Consider the following 19,176-nt stretch of genomic DNA (forward strand, 5'->3'; position numbering starts at 1 on the left):
AATAGGATGTTTTTAGACATCCGCAGTCCTGTTCATACCAAAGGATAGTTTCATGATCGATGCACACCAGTCTGACCGGGTCTTGCACCTGGTTATTAACCGCCCAGAGAAAAAGAATGCTCTGACCCGTGACATGTATCAGCAGCTCGGTGCTGCCGTGCACTCTGCAAATGAAGACCCGGGGATTAATGCCATCGTGATAACCGGTGCCGGTGACGTGTTCACGGCGGGGAATGATCTTGATGATTTCCGGGCCCGCGCCTCCGACGAGACCCCGAAGCCCTCTGCCGGGCTGGCCTTCATTGAAACCCTCATGGCATGTGATACGCCCGTGATTGCGGGCATTGAAGGTCTTGCCATCGGCATTGGTACGACCATGTTGTTGCATGTGGATGCTGTGGTGGCAGGGGAAGGAACCACCTTCAAAACAGCGTTCGTGGATCTGGGATTGGTGCCGGAAGCCGCTTCAACGGTAACCATGCCTTTGCACCTGGGAGCGCGGAGAGCGGCGGATCTGTTGCTGCTGGGCGAGGTTCTCAATGCCGAGGAAGCCCGCGAGTGTGGGCTGGTGAGCCGGGTGGTTACCCGGGGTTACGCTGAAAGTGAAGCGCTGGCTTTGGCCGGTCGCCTTGCGGGCAAACCTCGTGAGGCACTGCGGGCGAGCAAGCGATTGATGCGAGCGCCCTGGCGGGATATGACCATGCAGGCACTGGAGCGGGAGCGCTCGGTGTTTGCCGAACGCTTGCGCTCCGATGACTGCCGTGCGGCCCTTGCTCGGCTGGCGAGACGTTAGCTACCGGTTGCCTCGCCCTGCCAGTAAGGCGCGCGGAGCTCCCGTTTGAGAACCTTGCCGATGGTGGAGCGGGGCAATTCGCTTCTGAGCTCAATCGCCGACAGTCGCTGGGTCTTGCCCAGTTGGTTGTTGGCCCAATGCAGAATGTCGGACTCCGTCGCGGTGCTGCCAATGGCTCTGACCACCAGGCCCAGGGGCGTTTCGCCCCAGTGGTCACTGGGAATACCGATGACCGCAACATCCACGACGTCGGGGTGAGCCAGCAGGACTTTCTCCAGATCGACAGCGTAGATGTTGAAACCACCGGATATGATCATGTCCTTGCGTCTGTCCAGGATGTAGATGAAGCCATCCTCGTCAATCCGGCCCATGTCGCCGCTTCGGTAGAACACGTCGCCCCCGGGGCTGGTCCAGAGCATCTCCTCGGTCTGTTCCGGGCGATTGACATACCCCCGCATCATTGAAATGGCGCGGCCAACGATCTCGCCGATTTTTCCGTTGGCTACTTCGTTGCCGGCGTCGTCGATAACCCTGACTTCCGCGCCTTCCGTTGGCAGCCCAACGGAATCCCACTTGTCCGGGTAGGCACCGCAGTCGAGGCTGGTGGAGATTCCGCCCTCCGTCAGTCCGTAAACTTCCCGGATGTTGCCGGGCCAGCGTTGCATGGCTTCCGCAATCACGGAGGCGCGCAGGGGAGCACTGGTGCATAGCTTGAGCTTGAAGCTCGAGAGATCAAAACGATCAAACTCCGGGTCTGCGAGAATGCGCTGATACTGCACAGGTACCAGCATGGCGTGGGTTACCCGGTGCTGTTCAGCCAGACTCAGGAAGCGGTGAGCATCGAACTTGGCCATCGTCACCAGGGTGCCGCCGTGAAAGAGGGTGGGCAGCACCGAAACCAGTGTGGTGTTTGAGTACAGTGGGGTAGATACCAGGTTTACCGCGTCACCATCCAGCCCGAACCGGCTCATGCGTACCATCTGACGCTGTCGGAAACGATAGTCATGCAGAATGCCTTTGGGTGTGCCCGTGGTACCCGAGCTATAGATGATGTTAAACGGGTCATCAAGGCTGACATCGTCGGGTGCGGGATCCGCGGAGGTGCCCAGAAGCCACTCGGCCATGGGCAGCCCTATGTTCGTGCCATTGTTACCCAGGGCCAGGATGGTGTCTTCGGAGAGGTCGGCCAGGGATTGGCGGAACTCTGATAGCAGATCCCGGTTCTTTTCGGAAACAAACAGGAACCGGGCCCGGCTGTCAGCCAGCATCAGCCCCAGAGCTTCGGCACTGGCCATACCGGAGAGCGGCACCATGCAACCCCCGGCGACCAGGGTGCCAAGGTAGAGAGCGACGTACTCGGCGCTGTTCTCGGACAGCGCTGCCACCGTCTCTCCATGCTGCAGTCCCGCATCACGTAATCGATTTGCAATCCGGTTTGCCTGCTGAACCAGCTCACGCCAGTTGAGAACCCCCGATTCGCTGATGACAGCGGCCTTGTCGCCCTGCTCTGTTGCGAATCGCTGAATCCGATGGCCTATGGCTTCCATGGTTTCGCCGGATTCGGTCGGGGCGTATACGGGCATTTCGCTCAGGATATTTGTCATTTTTATTACCCTCTATGACTCACAGTTTTAACTAGTGAAATTAATTTCCGAATATATTGACTCAAAACCGGAAGGCGTGACAAATTAATGAGCAAGCAAAGTTACCCACAAAAATAAAACTGACAGTGAAGGAGTTGCGGCATGGCGCGTTTTGATCAGCGGGTAGCCGTGGTGACCGGGGCCGGCAGCGGTATTGGGCGAGCCTCTGCAATACGACTGGCACGTGAGGGCGCCCGGGTGGTGATGGCTGATACCTCCGAAGCGGGCCTGATAGAGACCGAGAACATGATGCCGGAGGGCAGCGAAACCCTGCGCCGGCTGGTGGATGTCTCGGATGAAGCTCAGGTTGTTGCGCTGGTCAGGGAGGCGATCGAGGCCTACGGCAAAATTGATGTGCTATGCAATATCGCGGGTATCGCCAGCATCGGTGAAGGACACCCGCCGGTGACCGGCAATGATCGCCATGAGTGGGACCAGGTGTTATCGGTCAACCTGACCGGCACCATGCTGATGATCAAGCATGCCGCCCCTCATATGCAGGCGCGAAAACTCGGCGCCATCGTTAATACCGCCTCGGTTGCCGGCTTGCGTTCCGGTGCGGGCGGCAATGCTTACAGCGCCTCCAAGGCCGGCGTTATCAACCTGACCATGACCTCAGCCTGTGACCTGGGTGGCGATAATGTGCGTGTTAATGCGGTCTGCCCGGGGCTGGTGGAAACTGGCATGACCCGCGCTGTGTTCGACTACGCCCGAGCCCAGGAAAAAGCTCACAAACTCGGCTCTCGCTGCGAGCTGCGTCGGTACGGTGATCCTGAAGAGATTGCCGCAGCGATTCTCTTCCTGGCCAGCGACGATGCCAGTTATATCACCGGACAGGCCCTGCCCGTCGATGGCGGCAACAGCGCTTCACTGAATCTGCCAGGAATGAAAGTGTAATGAGCAATCAAGACAATCTCTTTGTCGATGGGCCCGACTTACCGGGATTCCATAATCTCCTGGGTTATCGCCAGGTGTCCTGGGAGCAGGATGAAGCCGTGATCCAGCTTGAGCTTGAGCCCCGGCACCTGAACCTTGGGGGCGTGATCCACGGTGGTGTTCTCACCTCATTACTGGACATCGCCCTTGCCCAGGCCGGCACGCACTGCCCCTACCCTGGTCGGATGCGCAAGGCCATTACTCTGTCCCTGACCACTACGTTTACTGGTCAATGCTCTGAAGGAACGATCCGGGTGACGGCTCGCAAACGTGCTGGCGGCACCCGCATCTTCAACAGCACCGGAGAGGTGCATGACGACAAGGGCAACCTGTTGGCCATCGGTGAAGGCACCTTCCGCATACGTTCCGGCAGCGACAAACCAGAAGGCGTGCCGATCTGATCAACCCCAAAACAAACAAAGAGGAAGCGGACATGTTCGAGCTGTCTGATAAAGCCAAGAAACTGCAGGCGCAATTGAACGAGTTCATGGATGCGCACATCTATCCCAATGAACACAAACACCATGAACAGGTCGCTCATGCAGAGAATCGCTGGGCGCCGGTTCCCATCATTGAAGAGCTGAAGGCGAAGGCCAAGGCTGAAGGGCTGTGGAACCTGTTCCTTCCGGAAAGTGATTACGGTGCCGGGCTGACCAATTTCGAGTACGCCCACCTGTGTGAAATCATGGGGCGTTCGGAAATGGCGCCGGAGGTGTTCAACTGCTCCGCTCCGGACACCGGCAACATGGAAACCATCGCCCGTTACGGTAACAAGGAACAACAAAAGCAGTGGCTTGAGCCGTTGCTGGCCGGTGAAATCCGTTCCTGCTTCTCCATGACCGAGCCGGACGTGGCCTCGTCCGATGCCACCAATATCGCCTGCCAGATTCGTCGTGAAGGCGACGAGTACGTGATCAATGGCAAGAAGTGGTGGTCTTCCGGCGCCATGACCACGACCTCCAAGATCGCCATCGTGATGGGAAAGACCGATCCGGACGCACCCAAGCACCAGCAGCAATCGATGATTCTTGTGCCGCTGGACACCCCCGGCGTGAAGATGGTTCGACCCCTGACAGTCTTTGGTTACGACCACGCGCCTCACGGCCATGCGGAAATTCACTATGAGAACGTGCGCGTACCCGCCAGCAACATTCTGCTGGGTGAAGGGCGCGGATTCGAAATTGCTCAGGGCCGCCTCGGGCCAGGGCGCATTCATCATTGCATGCGCACCATCGGCGTGGCCGAACGGGCGCTGGAACTGATGTGTAAACGTGCCAGTGAGCGGGAAGCGTTCGGCAAGCCGCTGGCGAACTTCGATTCCATCCGCAAGGACATTGCCCGCAGCCGTATCGAGATCGAACAGGCCCGTCTGATGACTCTTAAGGCCGCTCACATGATGGACACCGTGGGTAACAAGGTGGCACGCCAGGAAATAGCGATGATCAAGGTGATTGCCCCGAGCATGGCGCTGAAAGTGATCGACCGTGCCATTCAGGTTCATGGCGGTGCCGGCGTCAGCCAGGACACCTTCCTGGCAGCGGCCTGGGCGAAGGTTCGCACATTGAGGCTGGCAGACGGTCCGGACGAGGTGCATATGGACGCTGTGGCCAAGATGGAACTTCGTCAGTACCGCTGATTGATACGGCCCGTTACTTCGGGTGAATGAACAAACGGGGAGGGCTCTGCCGGGACACGCCGTTAATACGTCCCTGCAGGCTTGGGCAAAACATCCATGTTATGCACAGTCCCGCAAGGACCCCGCCCCGGCTGCCCCAAACTGCAGTGCATGAGGATCGAATAGATGACTAACCCGCTTTTTGATATGACCGGCAAGGTCGCCGTAATCACTGGCTCCACCAAAGGTATCGGCCGTTCCATCGCTGAGGAAATGGCGAAGTGTGGTGCCAAGGTCGTGATTTCCAGCCGCAAGGCCGAGGTGTGCGAGCAGGTAGCTGCTGAACTGAAAGAACAGGGCTTCGAAGCCATGGCGATTCCCTGCCATGTGGGTAAAAAAGAAGACCTGCAGAACCTGGTCGATAAGACCAACGAGGCTTGGGGTGACATTGATGTGCTGGTGTGTAACGCGGCAACCAATCCTGTATACGGCCCCACTTCTGAGCTCACCGATGACGCCTGGGACAAGATCATGGATACCAATGTCAAAGGCACGTTCTGGTTGACCAATATGGTCCTTCCTCAGATGGCGAAGAATGGCGGGGGTTCGGTGGTGCTGCTATCCAGTATTGCCGGAATTCGCGGCAATACGGTTATTGGCACTTACGGTGTTTCCAAGGCCGCAGAGGCTGCGTTGGCGAGAAATCTCGCCGTTGAATGGGGGCCAAAGGGTATCCGAGTGAATGCTATAGCCCCCGGTTTGATAAAGACCGATTTCGCCAAAGCCCTCTGGGAAGATCCGGTGCGTGTGAAGCGTGCTGAGGATAAAACCCCGCTCCGTCGCATCGGCGATCCGGTCGATATCGCCGGTCTGGCAGTGTTCCTCTCCACAAAGGCCAGCGCCTACATCACCGGCCAGGTGATCGTAGCCGATGGTGGCGAAACCATCTGCTGATATGGGACTGCAGGATTGGGGTAAGGCCGGCGGGCGGGGGTGTCTTTCTTCCGGGAAAAAGAACTCGCTGCGCTCAGACACCTTTGTTCCCTGCAGAAAGACACCCCCGCCCACCGTCCGCTGAACATCGTGCGGGCCGTGGATTTTTCGAATCTGAAAGGCATGACTGAAAAATGAGTACGAGTCCTGAGTTGGTAGATGTACTGCCGGCACACAAGTTTGATGAAGAACGGCTTCTGGCGTGGCTTCAGAAGGAGTTGCCGGAGGTTGGTGATCGGCTGGATGTAAAACAATTTCAGGGTGGGCAGTCGAACCCCACTTTCCTGCTGGATACCGATGGTGGTCGTTATGTGCTTCGTAAGAAGCCGCCCGGGAAGACCTTGCCCTCTGCCCACATGGTGGAGCGGGAATACAAGGTGATGAAGGCGCTGGCGGATCACACAGAGGTTCCGGTTCCGAATGTTCGGGTGCTGTGCGAGGACGAATCGGTCATTGGAACGCCCTTCTATGTAATGGATTACCTGGACGGTCGGATCGTCAGTCATTCGGCGCTGCGGGCGCTGGATCGCAAGGATCGCCTGCCTGCCCATCTATCGGCGATTGATACGCTGGCTGCTCTTCATTCCGTGGATGTAAACGCCATCGGCCTTGCCGATTACGGCCGCCCGGAGGGGTATGTGGCCCGTCAGGTTGCCCGGTGGAGCAAGCAGTATCTGGCCTCCAAGACTGATGATCTGCCGGCGATGGACAAGTTGATGGCTTGGTTGCCAGAGAACCTGCCCTCAAAGGATGAAACCTCCATCGCCCATGGGGATTACCGGTTCGGCAATCTGATGCTGGCACCGGATCGTCCCGAGGTGATTGCCATTCTGGATTGGGAGTTATCCACACTCGGGCATCCTTTGGCGGACCTGGCCTATTACTGCCTGCCTTATTACCTGCCGTCCGACATGGAGGGCATGCGGGGCCTGCGTGGTGAGGATCTGGAGGCGCTCGGCATTCCGGATGAACAGGAAACCATCGCCCGCTACTGCGCGCAGACCGGCCGTGACGGTATCGAGGACTGGCATGTATTCCTGGCGTTCTCGTTGTTCCGGCTGGCTGCGATTCTGCAGGGCGTCTACAAGCGGGCGCTGGATGGAAACGCTGCTAACGCCAACGCCCTTGAGGTTGGTCGGCGCGCGAGCCTGCTGGCCGATATCGGTTGGAAAATCGCTTGTGAAGGCGAGCGGTCCTGATGGAAGAGGTATTTATGCAGGGACCCATGGTTCAGCGCATTCTGATTACCAATGATGATGGCATCAACGCACCGGGGCTGGCAGTTCTTGAGCGCATCGCCCGCCGCCTGGCCGAGGAGGTCTGGGTGGTGGCGCCGGAGCATGATCGCAGTGGTGCCGGCCAGAGTATTTCCATTCACAGCCCGCTTCGGGTGTTTGAGAGCGGTGAAAAGCGTTATGCCGTTTCCGGCACACCGGCAGACTGTGTGCTCTATTCGCTGGCCGAGTGGTTCGGCGAAACGCCACCGGATCTGGTGCTGTCCGGCGTGAACTGTGGCGCCAATATCAGTGACTCGGTCCAGTATTCCGGCACCGTGGGTGCTGTACTCAGCGCCGAGCATATGAACATACCTGCGATTGCCCTGAGTCAGGCCTTCCTGACCCGGGACGGTATTCAGTGGTCGCCGGTGGAAGCCTACGCCGAGGGGTTGATTCGAAAACTCTACCAGCCCGGCGAAAACCGCGCCTGGAATGTGAACTTCCCGGCCTGTGACGCCAGTGAGATTCAGGTTGCACGCTGGTGCCGGCAGTCCACCGGGTCGATCCAACGGCCCCGTCTTTTGTCCGGCCGCGATGCCCGCAGCCTGCCCTACTGGTGGCTGGGCTTCGAGCGCAGTTCCCGCCACATCGTGGCGCCGGACGTTGATGTCACGGTTCTCCGTGACAAAGCCATTGCAGTAACCCCTTTACGACACGAAGACCCCCTGCCAGGGGGCGCACTTGAAATAGAACTGTCCGCATTTGCGGCTGACTGATTGAATCCTGGGGAGCACAACACCGATGTTTACACGTCATTACAAGGTCTGGCCCAAAGACTTGCCCAAGACCATGACTCTGCCGAAAACCAGTCTGAGTACCAACCTGGAAATCTCGGCACTCCGTTATCCGGACCACAACGCCATCATCTTCTACGATGCGCCGATGACCTATCGCCGCCTGCTGGAGGAAGTAGAAAGCATGGCGGGTTACCTGCAATCCAAAGGCGTCAAAAAGGGCGATCGGGTCCTGCTTTACATGCAGAACTCGCCCCAGTATGTGATTGCTTACTATGCGATCCTGCGTGCCGATGCCGTGGTGATTCCGGTGAACCCGATGAACCGGGCCGCTGAGCTGGAGCACTACATTTCGGATACCGGCGCGACGGTGTGTATGGCGGGCCAGGAGCTGGCGGAACACATTGTGCCAATGGTCGGCCAGAGTCACCTCGAGGAAGTGATTGTGGCTTCCTACAACACCTACATCGATCCGGAAACGGACCTGGCGCTGCCTGCCGAAGTGGCTGCGCCGGCCTGGTCGAAGGCGCTGCCAGGGGTGGTCTCCTGGGAAGATGCCATGGCGAAGGCGATCAAACCGACGCCGCATACCGCCCAGCCTGAAGACCTTGCCGTGATTCCCTATAGCTCCGGCACCACGGGTGCGCCCAAGGGGTGTATGCATACCCACCGCTCGGTGATGGCGACAGCCATGCACCGCGTGTTCTGGAATCTTTCCACCCAGGACGGTGTCCAGCTGGCAACCTTGCCATTCTTCCATGTGACCGGAATGACGGGCTCCATGAACGGTCCCATCCTCTGTGGCTCCACCTCGGTGATCATGACCCGCTGGGAGCGAACAACGGCCGCGAAACTGATCGAGCGTTATCAGGTAACCGGCTGGACCAACATCGTCACCATGGCGGTGGATTTCCTCTCCAATCCTGACATCGGAAACTACGACCTCAGCAGCCTGAATATGATCGGTGGCGGCGGTGCGGCCATGCCGGTGGCCGTTGCTGAAAAACTGAAGCGCATGACCGGGCTCGACTACATCGAGGGTTATGGTCTCTCGGAGACCATGGCCGCTACTCACATCAATCCGGGCGAGAACCCCAAACCCCAGTGCCTGGGTATTCCGGTGTTCGACGTGGACAGCCGGATTATCGATGTCGACACCCTTGAGGAGAAAGGGCCGGGTGAGACCGGGGAAATCGTCTCCTGTGGGCCACAGGTGACACTTGGCTACTGGAATCGGCCTGCCGACACCGAGGCGGCTTTCGTTGAGATTGATGGCAAGCGCTTCTTCCGAACCGGTGACCTCGCCTACTACGACGAGGACGGCTACTTCTTCATGGTCGACCGGGTCAAACGGATGATCAATGCCTCCGGCTTCAAGGTCTGGCCCTCAGAAGTCGAAGGGCTGATGTATCGCCATCCGGATATCCATGAGGTGTGCATCATCTCGTCACCGGACCCCAAGCGGGGTGAGACCGTAAAGGCCTGCATCGTGCTGACCCCTGAGGCCGATGGCAAGGTGACTGAGGCTGACATGATCGGCTGGTGTAAGGAGCAGATGGCAGCCTACAAAGTGCCGACGATTGTCGAGTTTGTTGAGGCTCTGCCGAAGTCCCCCACCGGCAAGCTCATGTGGCGGACTCTTCAGGAAGAAGAGTGGAAAGCTAACGGCTGAAAGTAAAACAAATTTAACCATAAAGTCCGCACAGCGAAACCGTATTTTAAATTATTGACAATTGAGACGGTTGGTGTAATTGTTTCATCAGCGGTGCAGGGCGATATCGCCCTGCACGTTTTAGCCTCAAAAACTCCCGATAAAAACAAACACCGGAGGGGCACAGTTGAATCTTTTCTTCCAGCAAATCATTAACGGGTTGACCCTGGGCAGCATCTACGGATTGGTCGCCCTCGGACTGACTCTCGTCTACGGAATTCTTCACGTTCCGAACTTTGCACATGGTGCGCTGTACATGGTCGGCGCCTTCATGTCGTATTTCTTCATGGTGGATCTGGGTGTGCATTACTGGATCGCCATGGCTGGCTCGGCCGCTGTTGTTGCGGTACTGGCAATTCTCTGCGAGCGGCTGGTGTTTCACCCGCTGCGCCATTCTCCCCCGATACACGACAAGATTGCCGCCATAGGTATCCTGCTGTTTCTTGAAGCGGTGGTGCAGATGTTCTGGGGATCGGATTTCCGCCGTTTGAGTTCGCCGTTCACCGGCATCATGAACTTTGACGGCCTGATCATCCCGGAGCAGCGTCTGCTGATCATCGTTGCAGCCTTCGTGCTGGTTTTTGTGTTGCAGATGTTCCTGCGCAAGACGATGACTGGCGCCACCATCATTGCCATGGCCCAGAGTCGTGAAGGGGCCTTCCTGGTGGGCATCGACGCCAACCGTGTGGCGATGATGACCTTTGCCATCTCCGGTGCGCTGGCCGCCATTGCAGCTACGCTTTATGCACCAATCAACCTGGTCTACCCCGCCATGGGGCACCTGGTCATCATGAAAGCCTTCGTGATCATCATCCTCGGCGGTATGGGCAGCATTCCAGGCGCCATTGTTGGCGGCATGATCATCGGTTTCGCCGAGGCCTTTGGCGGTTTCTACATCTCTACCGCCTACAAGGACATCATCGCATTCGGCCTGCTGGTCCTGATTCTTTCCGCTCGCCCACAGGGGCTGTTCGCTAAGGGGGCGCACTGATCATGTTGTTCAAACTCGGATCCCTGTTCATGAAACCCGGTGCCAAGCTGGCGATGCTGGCCTTCGCCGTGGTGTTTCCGTTTCTTGCCAGTAACGAGTATCAGGTCTACGTCATGGCGTCGGCTTTTGTCTGGGCGATTGCCGTGTATGGCCTGAACATCATCACGGGTTACTGTGGCCAGCTGAACCTCGCTCATGGAGGGTTCTTTGCCATCGGAGCCTATACCCTTGGCTTGCTCACCGCCGATGCCGGCTGGAGTTTCTGGCCTGCCTTTATTGCAGCACTGGTGGTAACCGCCGTGCTCGGTTTCCTGGTGGGCATTGTGTCCCTGCGCCTGAAGGAGCATTACTTTGCGATCTTCACCCTGTGCGTGGGATTCATCATCTACCTGCTGATCGACAAGTGGGAAGAGCTTACCCACGGTCCGATTGGCGTGCGAGACATTGCCGCGCCCTATGGCTTCGGCGTCGTCGACTTCACCGAAACCACGCCCTTCTATTACCTGGTGTTGGCCTTTCTGGTATTCGCCATCTGGTTCATGGGGCGTCTGTCCCGCTCGCTGCTGGGTCGTACCTTCATTGCAATCCGTAATGGCGATGAACTGGCCCAGTCCCTGGGCATCAATCTGATGCGCAACAAGGTGCTGGCATTCGTGCTGTCCACCACCTACGCCGGGATGGCCGGCGCCCTGTATGCCGGGATGGTTCGGTTCATTGGTCCGGAAGAGGCCAACATCATCCATACCTTCGACATGATCACCTATCTGCTGGTGGGCGGTATCGGCACCTTGACCGGCCCGCTTCTGGGCACCGTGGGCATCGTCTGGATAACCCAGTCCCTGCAGTTCCTGGAGGAATACCGGATGATCATATTCGGCCCGTTGCTGGTGATCCTGGTGATCTTCTTCCCGCGGGGCATTACCGGCCAGTTCCTGACCTGGATGCACCACAAGGCCCAGTCCATTGCGCCCGCCAAGAAGCGTAAGGAAAGCAAGGTTGTGACCACACAGCGCCGGGAGGTTGAGAACAATGCTTAAGGTAGAACACCTGACCAAGATGTTTGGCGGCCTGGCGGCGGTGAATGATGTCTCGGTGGAATTCGAGGCGGGCAAGATCAACGCCATCATCGGCCCCAACGGTGCCGGCAAGAGTACGTTCTTTAATCTGATCTCCGGGATGCACCAGCCCACCTCGGGCCGCATCCTGCTGGACGGCGAGGATGTCACCCGGATGCCCAGCGATCAGGTGGCAAGGCTCGGTGTCGGACGCACCTTCCAGACCACGAACCTGTTCGAGCAGGCCACGGTTGTGGATAACCTGATTGTCGGGCATCGCCTGCGCACACAATCCGGCCTGTGGGACGTGCTGATCAACAGCAAGCGCCTGCAGCGCGAGGAAAAGGCAGCCCGTGACAAGGCCATGGAAGCCCTGGACTTTGTCGGTCTCACCCACGTGGCCGGCCAGTTCATCGCCGACATCACCCAGGAAGAGCGCAAACGGGTGGCCTTCGCCCTGGCCCTGGCGACCGATCCCAAAATCGTTCTGCTGGATGAGCCTGCTGCCGGTGTGAACCCGGAAGAGACTGAAGGTTTTGCCGCCTTGATGCGCAAGATGGTGGATAACGGTCTGACGGTCTGCCTGATCGAGCACAAGATGGACATGATCATGAGCCTGGCGGACAAGATCATGGTTCTCGACCACGGCGAGAAAATCGCAGAAGGCACGCCGGAGCAGGTGCGTAACAATCCGGTGGTGATCGAAGCCTACCTGGGAGGTGAAGACGATGCTGCAGCTTAAGAATGTCGATGTCTGCTATGGCAGTTTCAAGGCTCTCTCCGATATCTCGATGACCGTGGACACTGGTGAGCTGGTTGTGCTTCTGGGCGCCAACGGTGCCGGTAAAACCACGCTGTTCAACGCCATCAGCGGGCTGGTCAAACCCGCCGCCGGTGATATCCAGTTCGAGGACAAGCACCTCAATGGCATGAAGCCCAACGCGGTGGTGTCTTCCGGCGTGGTTCAGTGCGCCGAGGGTCGAAAACTGTTTCCGCAGATGAGCGTGATGCAGAACCTGATGATGGGGGCCTTCGTGCATCGCCGTGACCGTGCCGGTAATCGCAAGCGCCTGAACGAGGTGCTGGAACTGTTCCCGATTCTGGAAGACAAGGCCCAGCAGCCGGCCGGTTCCCTGTCGGGTGGTCAGCAGCAGATGGTCGCCATTGGCCGGGCGATGATGAGCCGGCCCCGTCTGTTGATGCTGGATGAGCCATCACTGGGGCTGGCGCCTTTGGTGGTCAAGCAGATGTTCGAGACCATCCAGCAGATCAACAGCCTGGGCACCACGGTGCTGCTGGCTGAGCAAAATGCCTTTGCGGCCCTGAAAATCGCCCACCGTGCCTACGTCATGGAGAACGGTCACCTGGTGATGGAAGGCGACCGGGAAACCATGCTGGGTAACGAGCAGGTTCGCAAAGCATACATTGGGGCCTGACGAGCCCGACAGTGACAAGAGTGACGATAACAACGAGCGCAACAAACCAGGAGAAAACAATGAAAACAGCAAGAACACTGGGTCGTGCAGTCGCAGCAGCAACCCTTGGAATCAGTCTGTCCGCTGGTGTTATGGCGGGTGAGGTCAATATCGGATTTACTGGCCCGCTCAGTGGTGGTGCAGCTCTTTACGGTGAGAACACCCTGTCTGGCCTGCGTATGGCCGCAGAAGAGATCAACGCAGCGGGTGGATTTGATCTCAACGGGGAAAAGACCACTATCAACCTGGTATCGCTGGACGACCGGTACTCGCCAGCCCAGGCTGCCACCAACGCCAAACGGCTGAAGCAGGAATCCAACGTGCCGGCGATATTCATCCCGCACTCCGGTGGTGTTTTTGCCCTGCAGGATTTCAACGAGAAAGATGACTTTCTGATCATGGCCTACACCAGTGTGCCGACCGTGACTGAGAAGGGGAACTCCCTGACAGTGCGAATCCCCCCCACGTTCGATGGTTATGTCCACGCCTTTACGGATTATGCGCTGGAGAACCTGGGTACCACGTTGGGCATGGCCGGTGCGACCCACGAGTACGCCAAGATCTGGGGCTCGATGATTGAAAAAGAGTGGACGTCGAAGGGTGGCAAAGTGGTTGCCAATAACCCGATGGATTACAACAAGTCTGCGGACTTTTTCACCGGAGTCAGTCGCATCATTGCTGAAGAACCGGATGTTATGTTTGTGGGCGGGGCTTCCGAGCCTACTGGCCTGGTGGTGCAGCAGGCCCGTCAGATGGGCTTCCAGGGTGGTTTTATCGTGATGGATCAGGCCAAGATCGATGAGGTGGCCAATGTCGCTGGCGGCCTGGATATGGTCGAAGGTGCAGTGGGTGTTGTCCCATTGAGCGTTTATGACACTGACGCCGCGAAGTCTTTCCTCAAGCGCTATGAAGAGAAGTACGGTAAAACGCCAGGTTCAGAAGCCGCCTACAATTACCTGGCACTGCATGGCCTTGTGGCCGCGATGGATGCGACGGAGTCTACGGATCCGAAAGTAATCCGTGCCGCTCTGGGTGATGCGCTGAAGGCTATGGATGCAAGCAAGAATCCGTACGAAGTGACCGATGTAACCGAGAAAGGTGGCTTTGTTACCGATACCACGCTCGCTGTGGTTAAGGATGGTAAGATCGTTCAGGAAGCCATCAAGTAAGGCAGGCTACCTGACGACGGCATTATTCCGGGGCTGCCCCTGCAGAGGGGCGGCCCCGGTTTGTCTTGAGGCTCGAACACGAAACGAGGATTCACAAACGCTATGAGCGACAAGCCCAGTATTTTGATTGTTGGAGCCGGTGCCATCGGCAGTTTTTACGGTGCGATCCTGAAGAAGGCCGGTTGCCGTGTCAGCGCTGTGCTGCGCTCCGAGTACGATGCGGTCAAGGCCAATGGCATCAGCGTCTCCAGTCCTCTTGGTGACCTCTCCTATCGGCCGGATAATGTCTACCGGGATGGCGACACGCCGGAGGAAGCGCCGGATTACCTGATTCTCTGCGTCAAGGTGCTGCCGGGGGTTGACCGGGTCTCGCTGGTAAAACCCTGGATGGGTAAAAACACCCGGTTGGTGTTGATTGAAAATGGTTTGGATATCGAGCGGGAACTGGCCGATGCCTTTCCGGATAATCCCCTGATCAGCTGCCTGGCCTTTATCGCCGCCAGTCGCACGGCGCCCGGTGTGGTGGAACACAAAGCCTACGGAAAACTGGTGATGGGCAGTTTCCCCAAAGGTATTGATGAATCCTGCCAGACACTGGCGGATTTGTTTACTGAGGGTGGTATCAAGATCGATCTCACCGATCAGGTGGTGGGCGAGCGTTGGCGGAAGTGCCTCTGGAATACCCCCTTTAACCCGCTCTCAGTCATTGCCAATGGGGCGGATACGCTGTCGATCCTTGATGCAGAGGGTGGTGAGGACCTGATCCGGGCCATGATCCGGGAAGTGATGGCGGTAGCGGCTGCTGAAGGCTACCCGATGGATGAGAAGGTCATTGAGCAAAATATCGAGGGCACCCGAGCCATGCCGGCCTACAAAAACAGTATGGCGCTCGATTACCTGAACGGCCGGCCAATCGAACGCGATGCAGTCCTGGGCAATGTGGTTGCCATTGCAAAGCACCACGGGATTGCTGTGCCTCACCTGAACACCGTGCTGGTGACGCTGAGGATTCGCGGGTTGCTGGAGAGCGCATGAAGGATCATGGGCTCCGGGCTTGATCCCGGAGCCCCGCTTCATTCGGCCACATACATCGCCAGATTTTCCGCGACACAGGCCGGCCGGTCTTCTCCCTCAATTTCAATCGTGGTCCGGAAGCTGGCCAGGTAGCGGCGCTCCCCGGCGGGTTCCAGATCCATCAGCTCCACCTTTGCCCGTACCCTGGATCCGGCTTTAACGGGTGACGGAAAGCGCAGCTTGTTCATACCATAGTTAATCGTAGCCTTCAGCCCGCTGACCTGAAGTACCTGGCTGTTGAGTTTCGGGATCAGGGAAACCGTCAGGTAACCGTGGGCAATCGGGCTCCGCCAGGGCGACTCGGTGCGGGCGCGTTCCACATCAACGTGAATCCATTGGTGGTCACCGGTGGCGTCGGCAAAGGCCTGGATCATGGCCTGGGAGATGGTTTCCCAAGGGCTGTGGCCGATCAACTGGCCTTTATACCCTTCCAGTTCCTGCAGAGTGGGTGTGATCATCGTTGCCTCCTTAGACCGCGTAGCCGGGGTTCTTGCTGTCGAGCAGGCGGCGAAGGGCCGGCCAGGTCAGCTTTGATGCCATGCCCAGCTGCTGGGACTGCTCCGCCGTGGTCTGGATGGCCTGTTCCGAGGGCATGTACACCGGGCCGCAGCTCTGGGTTTTCACCTGGATCTCGCAGGCTTTCATCAGGAAGTAGAGGTAGGTGAAGGTTTCAGCGACATCCTTGCCGGCGGTGAGTACGCCGTGGTTGCGCAGGATCATCATGGACTTGTCGCCAAGGTCCCGGATCAGGCGCTCCCGCTCGTCCAGGTTGAGGGCAACGCCTTCGTAATCGTGGTAGCAGAGGTGGTCGAGGCAGAGCATGGCGGTCTGGCTCAGGGGCAGCAGACCGTCTTTGTGCGCGGAAACGGCCACGCCATCCGACGCATGAAGGTGCATGACGGCCCCAGCGTCCTCGCGGCCCATGTGAACTGCGCTATGGATAGTGAAGCCCGCCGGGTTGACTCGTGCCAGGCCACCGGATTCCACCACCTGTCCGTCCTGATCCACCTTGACCAGCGATGAGGCGGTGATTTCGTGGAACAGGAGCCCGTAGGGGTTTATCAGGAAATGATGCTCCGGGCCGGGTAACCGCGCCGAGAGGTGGGTGAAAACAAGATCGTCCCAGCCAAACAGGGCGACGAGGCGGTAGGCCGCGGCCAGTTCGGTGCGCACGTTCCATTCAGCCTTGCGCAGGGAGTCGGCGTCGGTTGCGTTATTCATTGTTGTCATGGTGCTCACCTCACGAGGTTCCGGAAATAAAAAAGGGGGTGGCCTGACGACCACCCCCAACAAGGCCTCTGACTGGTGGAGAGAGGCCCCAGGCTCACTGATGAAGGGATTTAGCTGGCCTGTAAAAGGGTGGCGTAACGTTCCAGGTGGAAATCGTCGTCACCGAGCTGATGGTTGATCATCACCAGACGCTTGGCGTAATGGGCGAAGTTATACTCCCAGGTCATCCCGATGCCGCCATGGGACTGAATGCCTTTTTCGGAGATGAATTGACCACTACGGCCGATCACGTTCTTGGCGGCAGCCAGAATGCGGCGGCGCTCATCGCTCTGTTCCTCGTCGGCCACGCTGGCGGCCAGGATCGCCATGGAACGGGCCTGTTCCAGTTCGGACATCATGTCCACCATGCGGTGCTGCAGGACCTGGAACTTGCCGATGGGGACACCAAACTGCTTGCGCTGCTTGAGGTAGTCCAGGGTCAGTTCGTTGGCCACTTCCATCACGCCCACGGCTTCCGCGCACAGGGCAGCAATGGCGCGTCCGGTCTGGTATTCGATGGCGTTCGAGGCCTGGCCTTCGTTGCCCAGAAGCGCGTCGGCTCCCACTTGAACGTTGGTCAGGGTGATGTCACAGCCCTTGGAGCCGTCAATGGTGGGGTAAACCCGGCGTTCGACACCGGCCGTTTCCGGTGAGATCGCGAACAGGCTAATGCCGTCGCTGTCCCGGCTGCTGCCGGCGGTGCGTGCGGACACCAGGATCAGATCGGCACACTGGCCGCCAATGACCACGGCCTTCCGACCGTTCAGCACGTAGCCTTCGCCATTTTTTTCGGCGCGGGTTTCCACGTCGTTCAGGCTGTAGAAACTCTGGGGCTCCTGAAGACCAACGGCGGCCTTCAGTTCACCCGCTGCAATACCGGCCAGCCACTGTTCTTTCTGGCTGTCGTTGCCGGATTGGCCAATCAGGCCGCCGGCGAGAATGACGGACTGCAGGTAGGGTTCCAGGCAAAGGCCCTTGCCCAGCTCGGTCATCACGGACTGCACTTCGACGCCGCCGCCACCGAAGCCACCCAGTTCCTCGGAGAAGGGCACGGCGGTCAGGCCGAGTTCGCCGAGTTGTTTCCAGAAATCTTCGCTGAATCCGGCATCGGTTTCGCTGAATTCAAGACGCTTTTCAAAACTGTATTCACCGCGCACCAGGCGGGCCACGGTGTCCTGCAGCATCTGCTGCTCTTCATTTAGTCGGAAATCCATGGTCGCCTCCTTAAAGCCCGAGAATCATTTTCGACACGATGTTCTTCTGGATCTCGTTGGATCCGCCGAAAATCGAGAGCTTGCGGTTGTTAAAGTACTGGGCCGACAGAGGTGCAGCGTTCTCGTCAGAAAGGAACTCGCCCTCGTAACTCAGATCCAGCTCTTCTTCCACAAACGGCAGCGCATAAGGCCCGAGCGCGCGGCGCGCGAGGTCGTTGATGGCCTGGCGAATCTCGGTACCCTTTACCTTGAGCATGGAGCTTTCAGCGCCGGGAACACCGCCGCCTTCAACAGAGGCAATGATGCGCAGGTTGCTGATGGCTGCCGCGGTCAGGTCAATCTCAACCTGGGAGATGCGCTGGCTGAAGGCGGGATCCTCAATCAGCGGACGCCCATTTTTCAGGCGGCGCGAGGCCAGTTGTTTCAGGTGTGAAAGCGCCGCCTTGGAGAGGCCGATGCCTGCAAGCCCGGTGCGCTCATAGGTCAGCAGATACTTGGCGTAGGTCCAGCCTTTGTCCTCTTCGCCGACCAGGTTCTCGACCGGAACTTTGACGTCCTCGAAAAACACCTCGTTCACTTCGTGCTCACCATCGAGGGTGATGATCGGGCGAACGGTGATGCCCGGAGTGTTCATGTCGATCAGCAGGAAGGAAATGCCTTCCTGGGCCTTGACCTCGGTGTTGGTCCGCACCAGACAGAAAATCATGTTGGCGTGCTGACCCAGAGTGGTCCAGGTCTTCTGGCCGTTAACGATGTAATGATCGCCGTCCCGCACAGCCCGGGTTTTCAGGGAGGCCAGATCGGAACCCGCACCAGGCTCTGAATAGCCCTGACACCACCAGTCCTCGCCGCTGAGAATGCGGGGCAGGTACTGCTGTTTCTGTTCTTCGTTGCCGAACTTGATGATGACCGGCGCCACCATGTTGACACCGAATGGGATGGAGCGAGGTACGCCATAGCGGCAGGACTCTTCGTCCCAGATGTGCTTCTGCACCGGTGTCCATTTCACCCCGCCGTACTCTTCCGGCCAATGGGTGGCGTACCAGCCCTGTTCGGTCAGGATTTTCTGCCACCGCTGATGGTCCTGTTTGGACAGGCGGCGGAAGCCTTTCACTTTGGCGGCAATGTCAGCCGGCAGCTTCTCATCCAGGAAGGCGCGCACTTCGTCACGGAAGGCGAGTTCCTCGGCCGTGTAGTTCATGTTCATGGCATAACCTCGTTTTGCAT

At 58.3% G+C, this 19,176-nt stretch carries 19 protein-coding genes; 14 read left to right on the forward strand and 5 right to left on the reverse strand.

From position 1 onward, the window contains the following. Positions 1–52: 52 nt before the first annotated feature. Positions 53–793: an enoyl-CoA hydratase/isomerase family protein gene (locus tag D777_RS14780; RefSeq protein ID WP_036133785.1), complete on the forward strand. Its 741-nt coding sequence runs from the start codon at positions 53–55 to the stop codon at positions 791–793. Here the strand turns inward: D777_RS14780 and D777_RS14785 are convergent. After that, positions 790–2,397, reverse strand: coding sequence for a class I adenylate-forming enzyme family protein (locus tag D777_RS14785; RefSeq protein ID WP_036133788.1), 1,608 nt, complete (start codon positions 2,395–2,397; stop codon positions 790–792). The genes D777_RS14780 and D777_RS14785 overlap by 4 nt on opposite strands. Positions 2,398–2,538: 141 nt before the next feature. Here D777_RS14785 and D777_RS14790 point away from each other — a divergent pair, with 141 nt between their 5' ends. The 13 genes from D777_RS14790 to D777_RS14850 all read left to right on the forward strand — a co-directional run bounded on the left by D777_RS14790 (position 2,539) and on the right by D777_RS14850 (position 15,427). Further along, the gene (locus D777_RS14790; protein WP_036133791.1) at positions 2,539–3,333 is read left to right on the forward strand and encodes an SDR family NAD(P)-dependent oxidoreductase; all 795 of its coding nucleotides are present in this window, start codon (positions 2,539–2,541) and stop codon (positions 3,331–3,333) included. Next, positions 3,333–3,773, forward strand: a complete 441-nt coding sequence (locus D777_RS14795; protein WP_036133793.1) for a PaaI family thioesterase — start codon at positions 3,333–3,335, stop codon at positions 3,771–3,773. The genes D777_RS14790 and D777_RS14795 overlap by 1 nt, the downstream gene beginning before the upstream one ends. A gap of 32 nt (positions 3,774–3,805) precedes the next feature. Beyond that, complete coding sequence (locus D777_RS14800) at positions 3,806–5,008, forward strand: acyl-CoA dehydrogenase family protein (protein WP_036133796.1); 1,203 nt, start codon at positions 3,806–3,808, stop codon at positions 5,006–5,008. Positions 5,009–5,173: 165 nt separating this feature from the next. Continuing rightward, positions 5,174–5,941 (forward strand): SDR family NAD(P)-dependent oxidoreductase, encoded by a 768-nt coding sequence (locus D777_RS14805; RefSeq protein WP_036133800.1) that lies wholly within the window; start codon positions 5,174–5,176, stop codon positions 5,939–5,941. Positions 5,942–6,114: 173 nt separating this feature from the next. After that, entirely contained in the window at positions 6,115–7,179 is a 1,065-nt protein-coding gene (locus D777_RS14810; RefSeq protein ID WP_036133802.1) for a phosphotransferase, read from the forward strand. A 14-nt stretch (positions 7,180–7,193) separates the two neighbouring features. Continuing rightward, entirely contained in the window at positions 7,194–7,973 is a 780-nt protein-coding gene (gene surE, locus D777_RS14815; RefSeq protein WP_036134408.1) for a 5'/3'-nucleotidase SurE, read from the forward strand. A gap of 25 nt (positions 7,974–7,998) precedes the next feature. Beyond that, positions 7,999–9,663, forward strand: coding sequence for a long-chain fatty acid--CoA ligase (locus D777_RS14820; RefSeq protein ID WP_036133805.1), 1,665 nt, complete (start codon positions 7,999–8,001; stop codon positions 9,661–9,663). A 166-nt stretch (positions 9,664–9,829) separates the two neighbouring features. Beyond that, a complete protein-coding gene (locus tag D777_RS14825; RefSeq protein WP_036133808.1) occupies positions 9,830–10,693 on the forward strand; it encodes a branched-chain amino acid ABC transporter permease in 864 nt (287 codons plus the stop codon). Between the two features lie 2 nt (positions 10,694–10,695). After that, entirely contained in the window at positions 10,696–11,730 is a 1,035-nt protein-coding gene (locus D777_RS14830; protein WP_081849575.1) for a branched-chain amino acid ABC transporter permease, read from the forward strand. Continuing rightward, positions 11,723–12,490, forward strand: coding sequence for an ABC transporter ATP-binding protein (locus D777_RS14835; RefSeq protein ID WP_036133811.1), 768 nt, complete (start codon positions 11,723–11,725; stop codon positions 12,488–12,490). Before D777_RS14830 ends, D777_RS14835 begins: the two co-directional genes overlap by 8 nt. Then, positions 12,477–13,184, forward strand: a complete 708-nt coding sequence (locus D777_RS14840) for an ABC transporter ATP-binding protein (RefSeq protein WP_036133814.1) — start codon at positions 12,477–12,479, stop codon at positions 13,182–13,184. The genes D777_RS14835 and D777_RS14840 overlap by 14 nt, the downstream gene beginning before the upstream one ends. 59 nt (positions 13,185–13,243) lie before the next feature. Beyond that, positions 13,244–14,392: an ABC transporter substrate-binding protein gene (locus D777_RS14845; protein WP_036133817.1), complete on the forward strand. Its 1,149-nt coding sequence runs from the start codon at positions 13,244–13,246 to the stop codon at positions 14,390–14,392. A gap of 102 nt (positions 14,393–14,494) precedes the next feature. Beyond that, positions 14,495–15,427, forward strand: a complete 933-nt coding sequence (locus D777_RS14850; protein WP_036133820.1) for a ketopantoate reductase family protein — start codon at positions 14,495–14,497, stop codon at positions 15,425–15,427. Between the two features lie 38 nt (positions 15,428–15,465). On the opposite strand, the gene D777_RS14855 is transcribed toward D777_RS14850, so the two are convergent. The 4 genes from D777_RS14855 to D777_RS14870 all read right to left on the reverse strand — a co-directional run bounded on the left by D777_RS14855 (position 15,466) and on the right by D777_RS14870 (position 19,156). Then, the gene (locus D777_RS14855; protein WP_036133824.1) at positions 15,466–15,924 is read right to left on the reverse strand and encodes a MaoC family dehydratase; all 459 of its coding nucleotides are present in this window, start codon (positions 15,922–15,924) and stop codon (positions 15,466–15,468) included. Positions 15,925–15,934: 10 nt separating this feature from the next. Further along, the gene (locus D777_RS14860; protein WP_036134412.1) at positions 15,935–16,696 is read right to left on the reverse strand and encodes a class II aldolase/adducin family protein; all 762 of its coding nucleotides are present in this window, start codon (positions 16,694–16,696) and stop codon (positions 15,935–15,937) included. 110 nt (positions 16,697–16,806) lie between these two features. Continuing rightward, a complete protein-coding gene (locus D777_RS14865) occupies positions 16,807–17,949 on the reverse strand; it encodes an acyl-CoA dehydrogenase family protein (RefSeq protein WP_036133827.1) in 1,143 nt (380 codons plus the stop codon). A 10-nt stretch (positions 17,950–17,959) separates the two neighbouring features. Further along, on the reverse strand, positions 17,960–19,156 hold the full coding sequence (locus D777_RS14870; protein ID WP_036133830.1) for an acyl-CoA dehydrogenase family protein: 1,197 nt from the start codon (positions 19,154–19,156) through the stop codon (positions 17,960–17,962). Positions 19,157–19,176: the final 20 nt, after the last annotated feature.

The sequence above is a fragment of the Marinobacter nitratireducens genome, assembly GCF_000708045.1.
Lineage (GTDB): Bacteria > Pseudomonadota > Gammaproteobacteria > Pseudomonadales > Oleiphilaceae > Marinobacter > Marinobacter nitratireducens.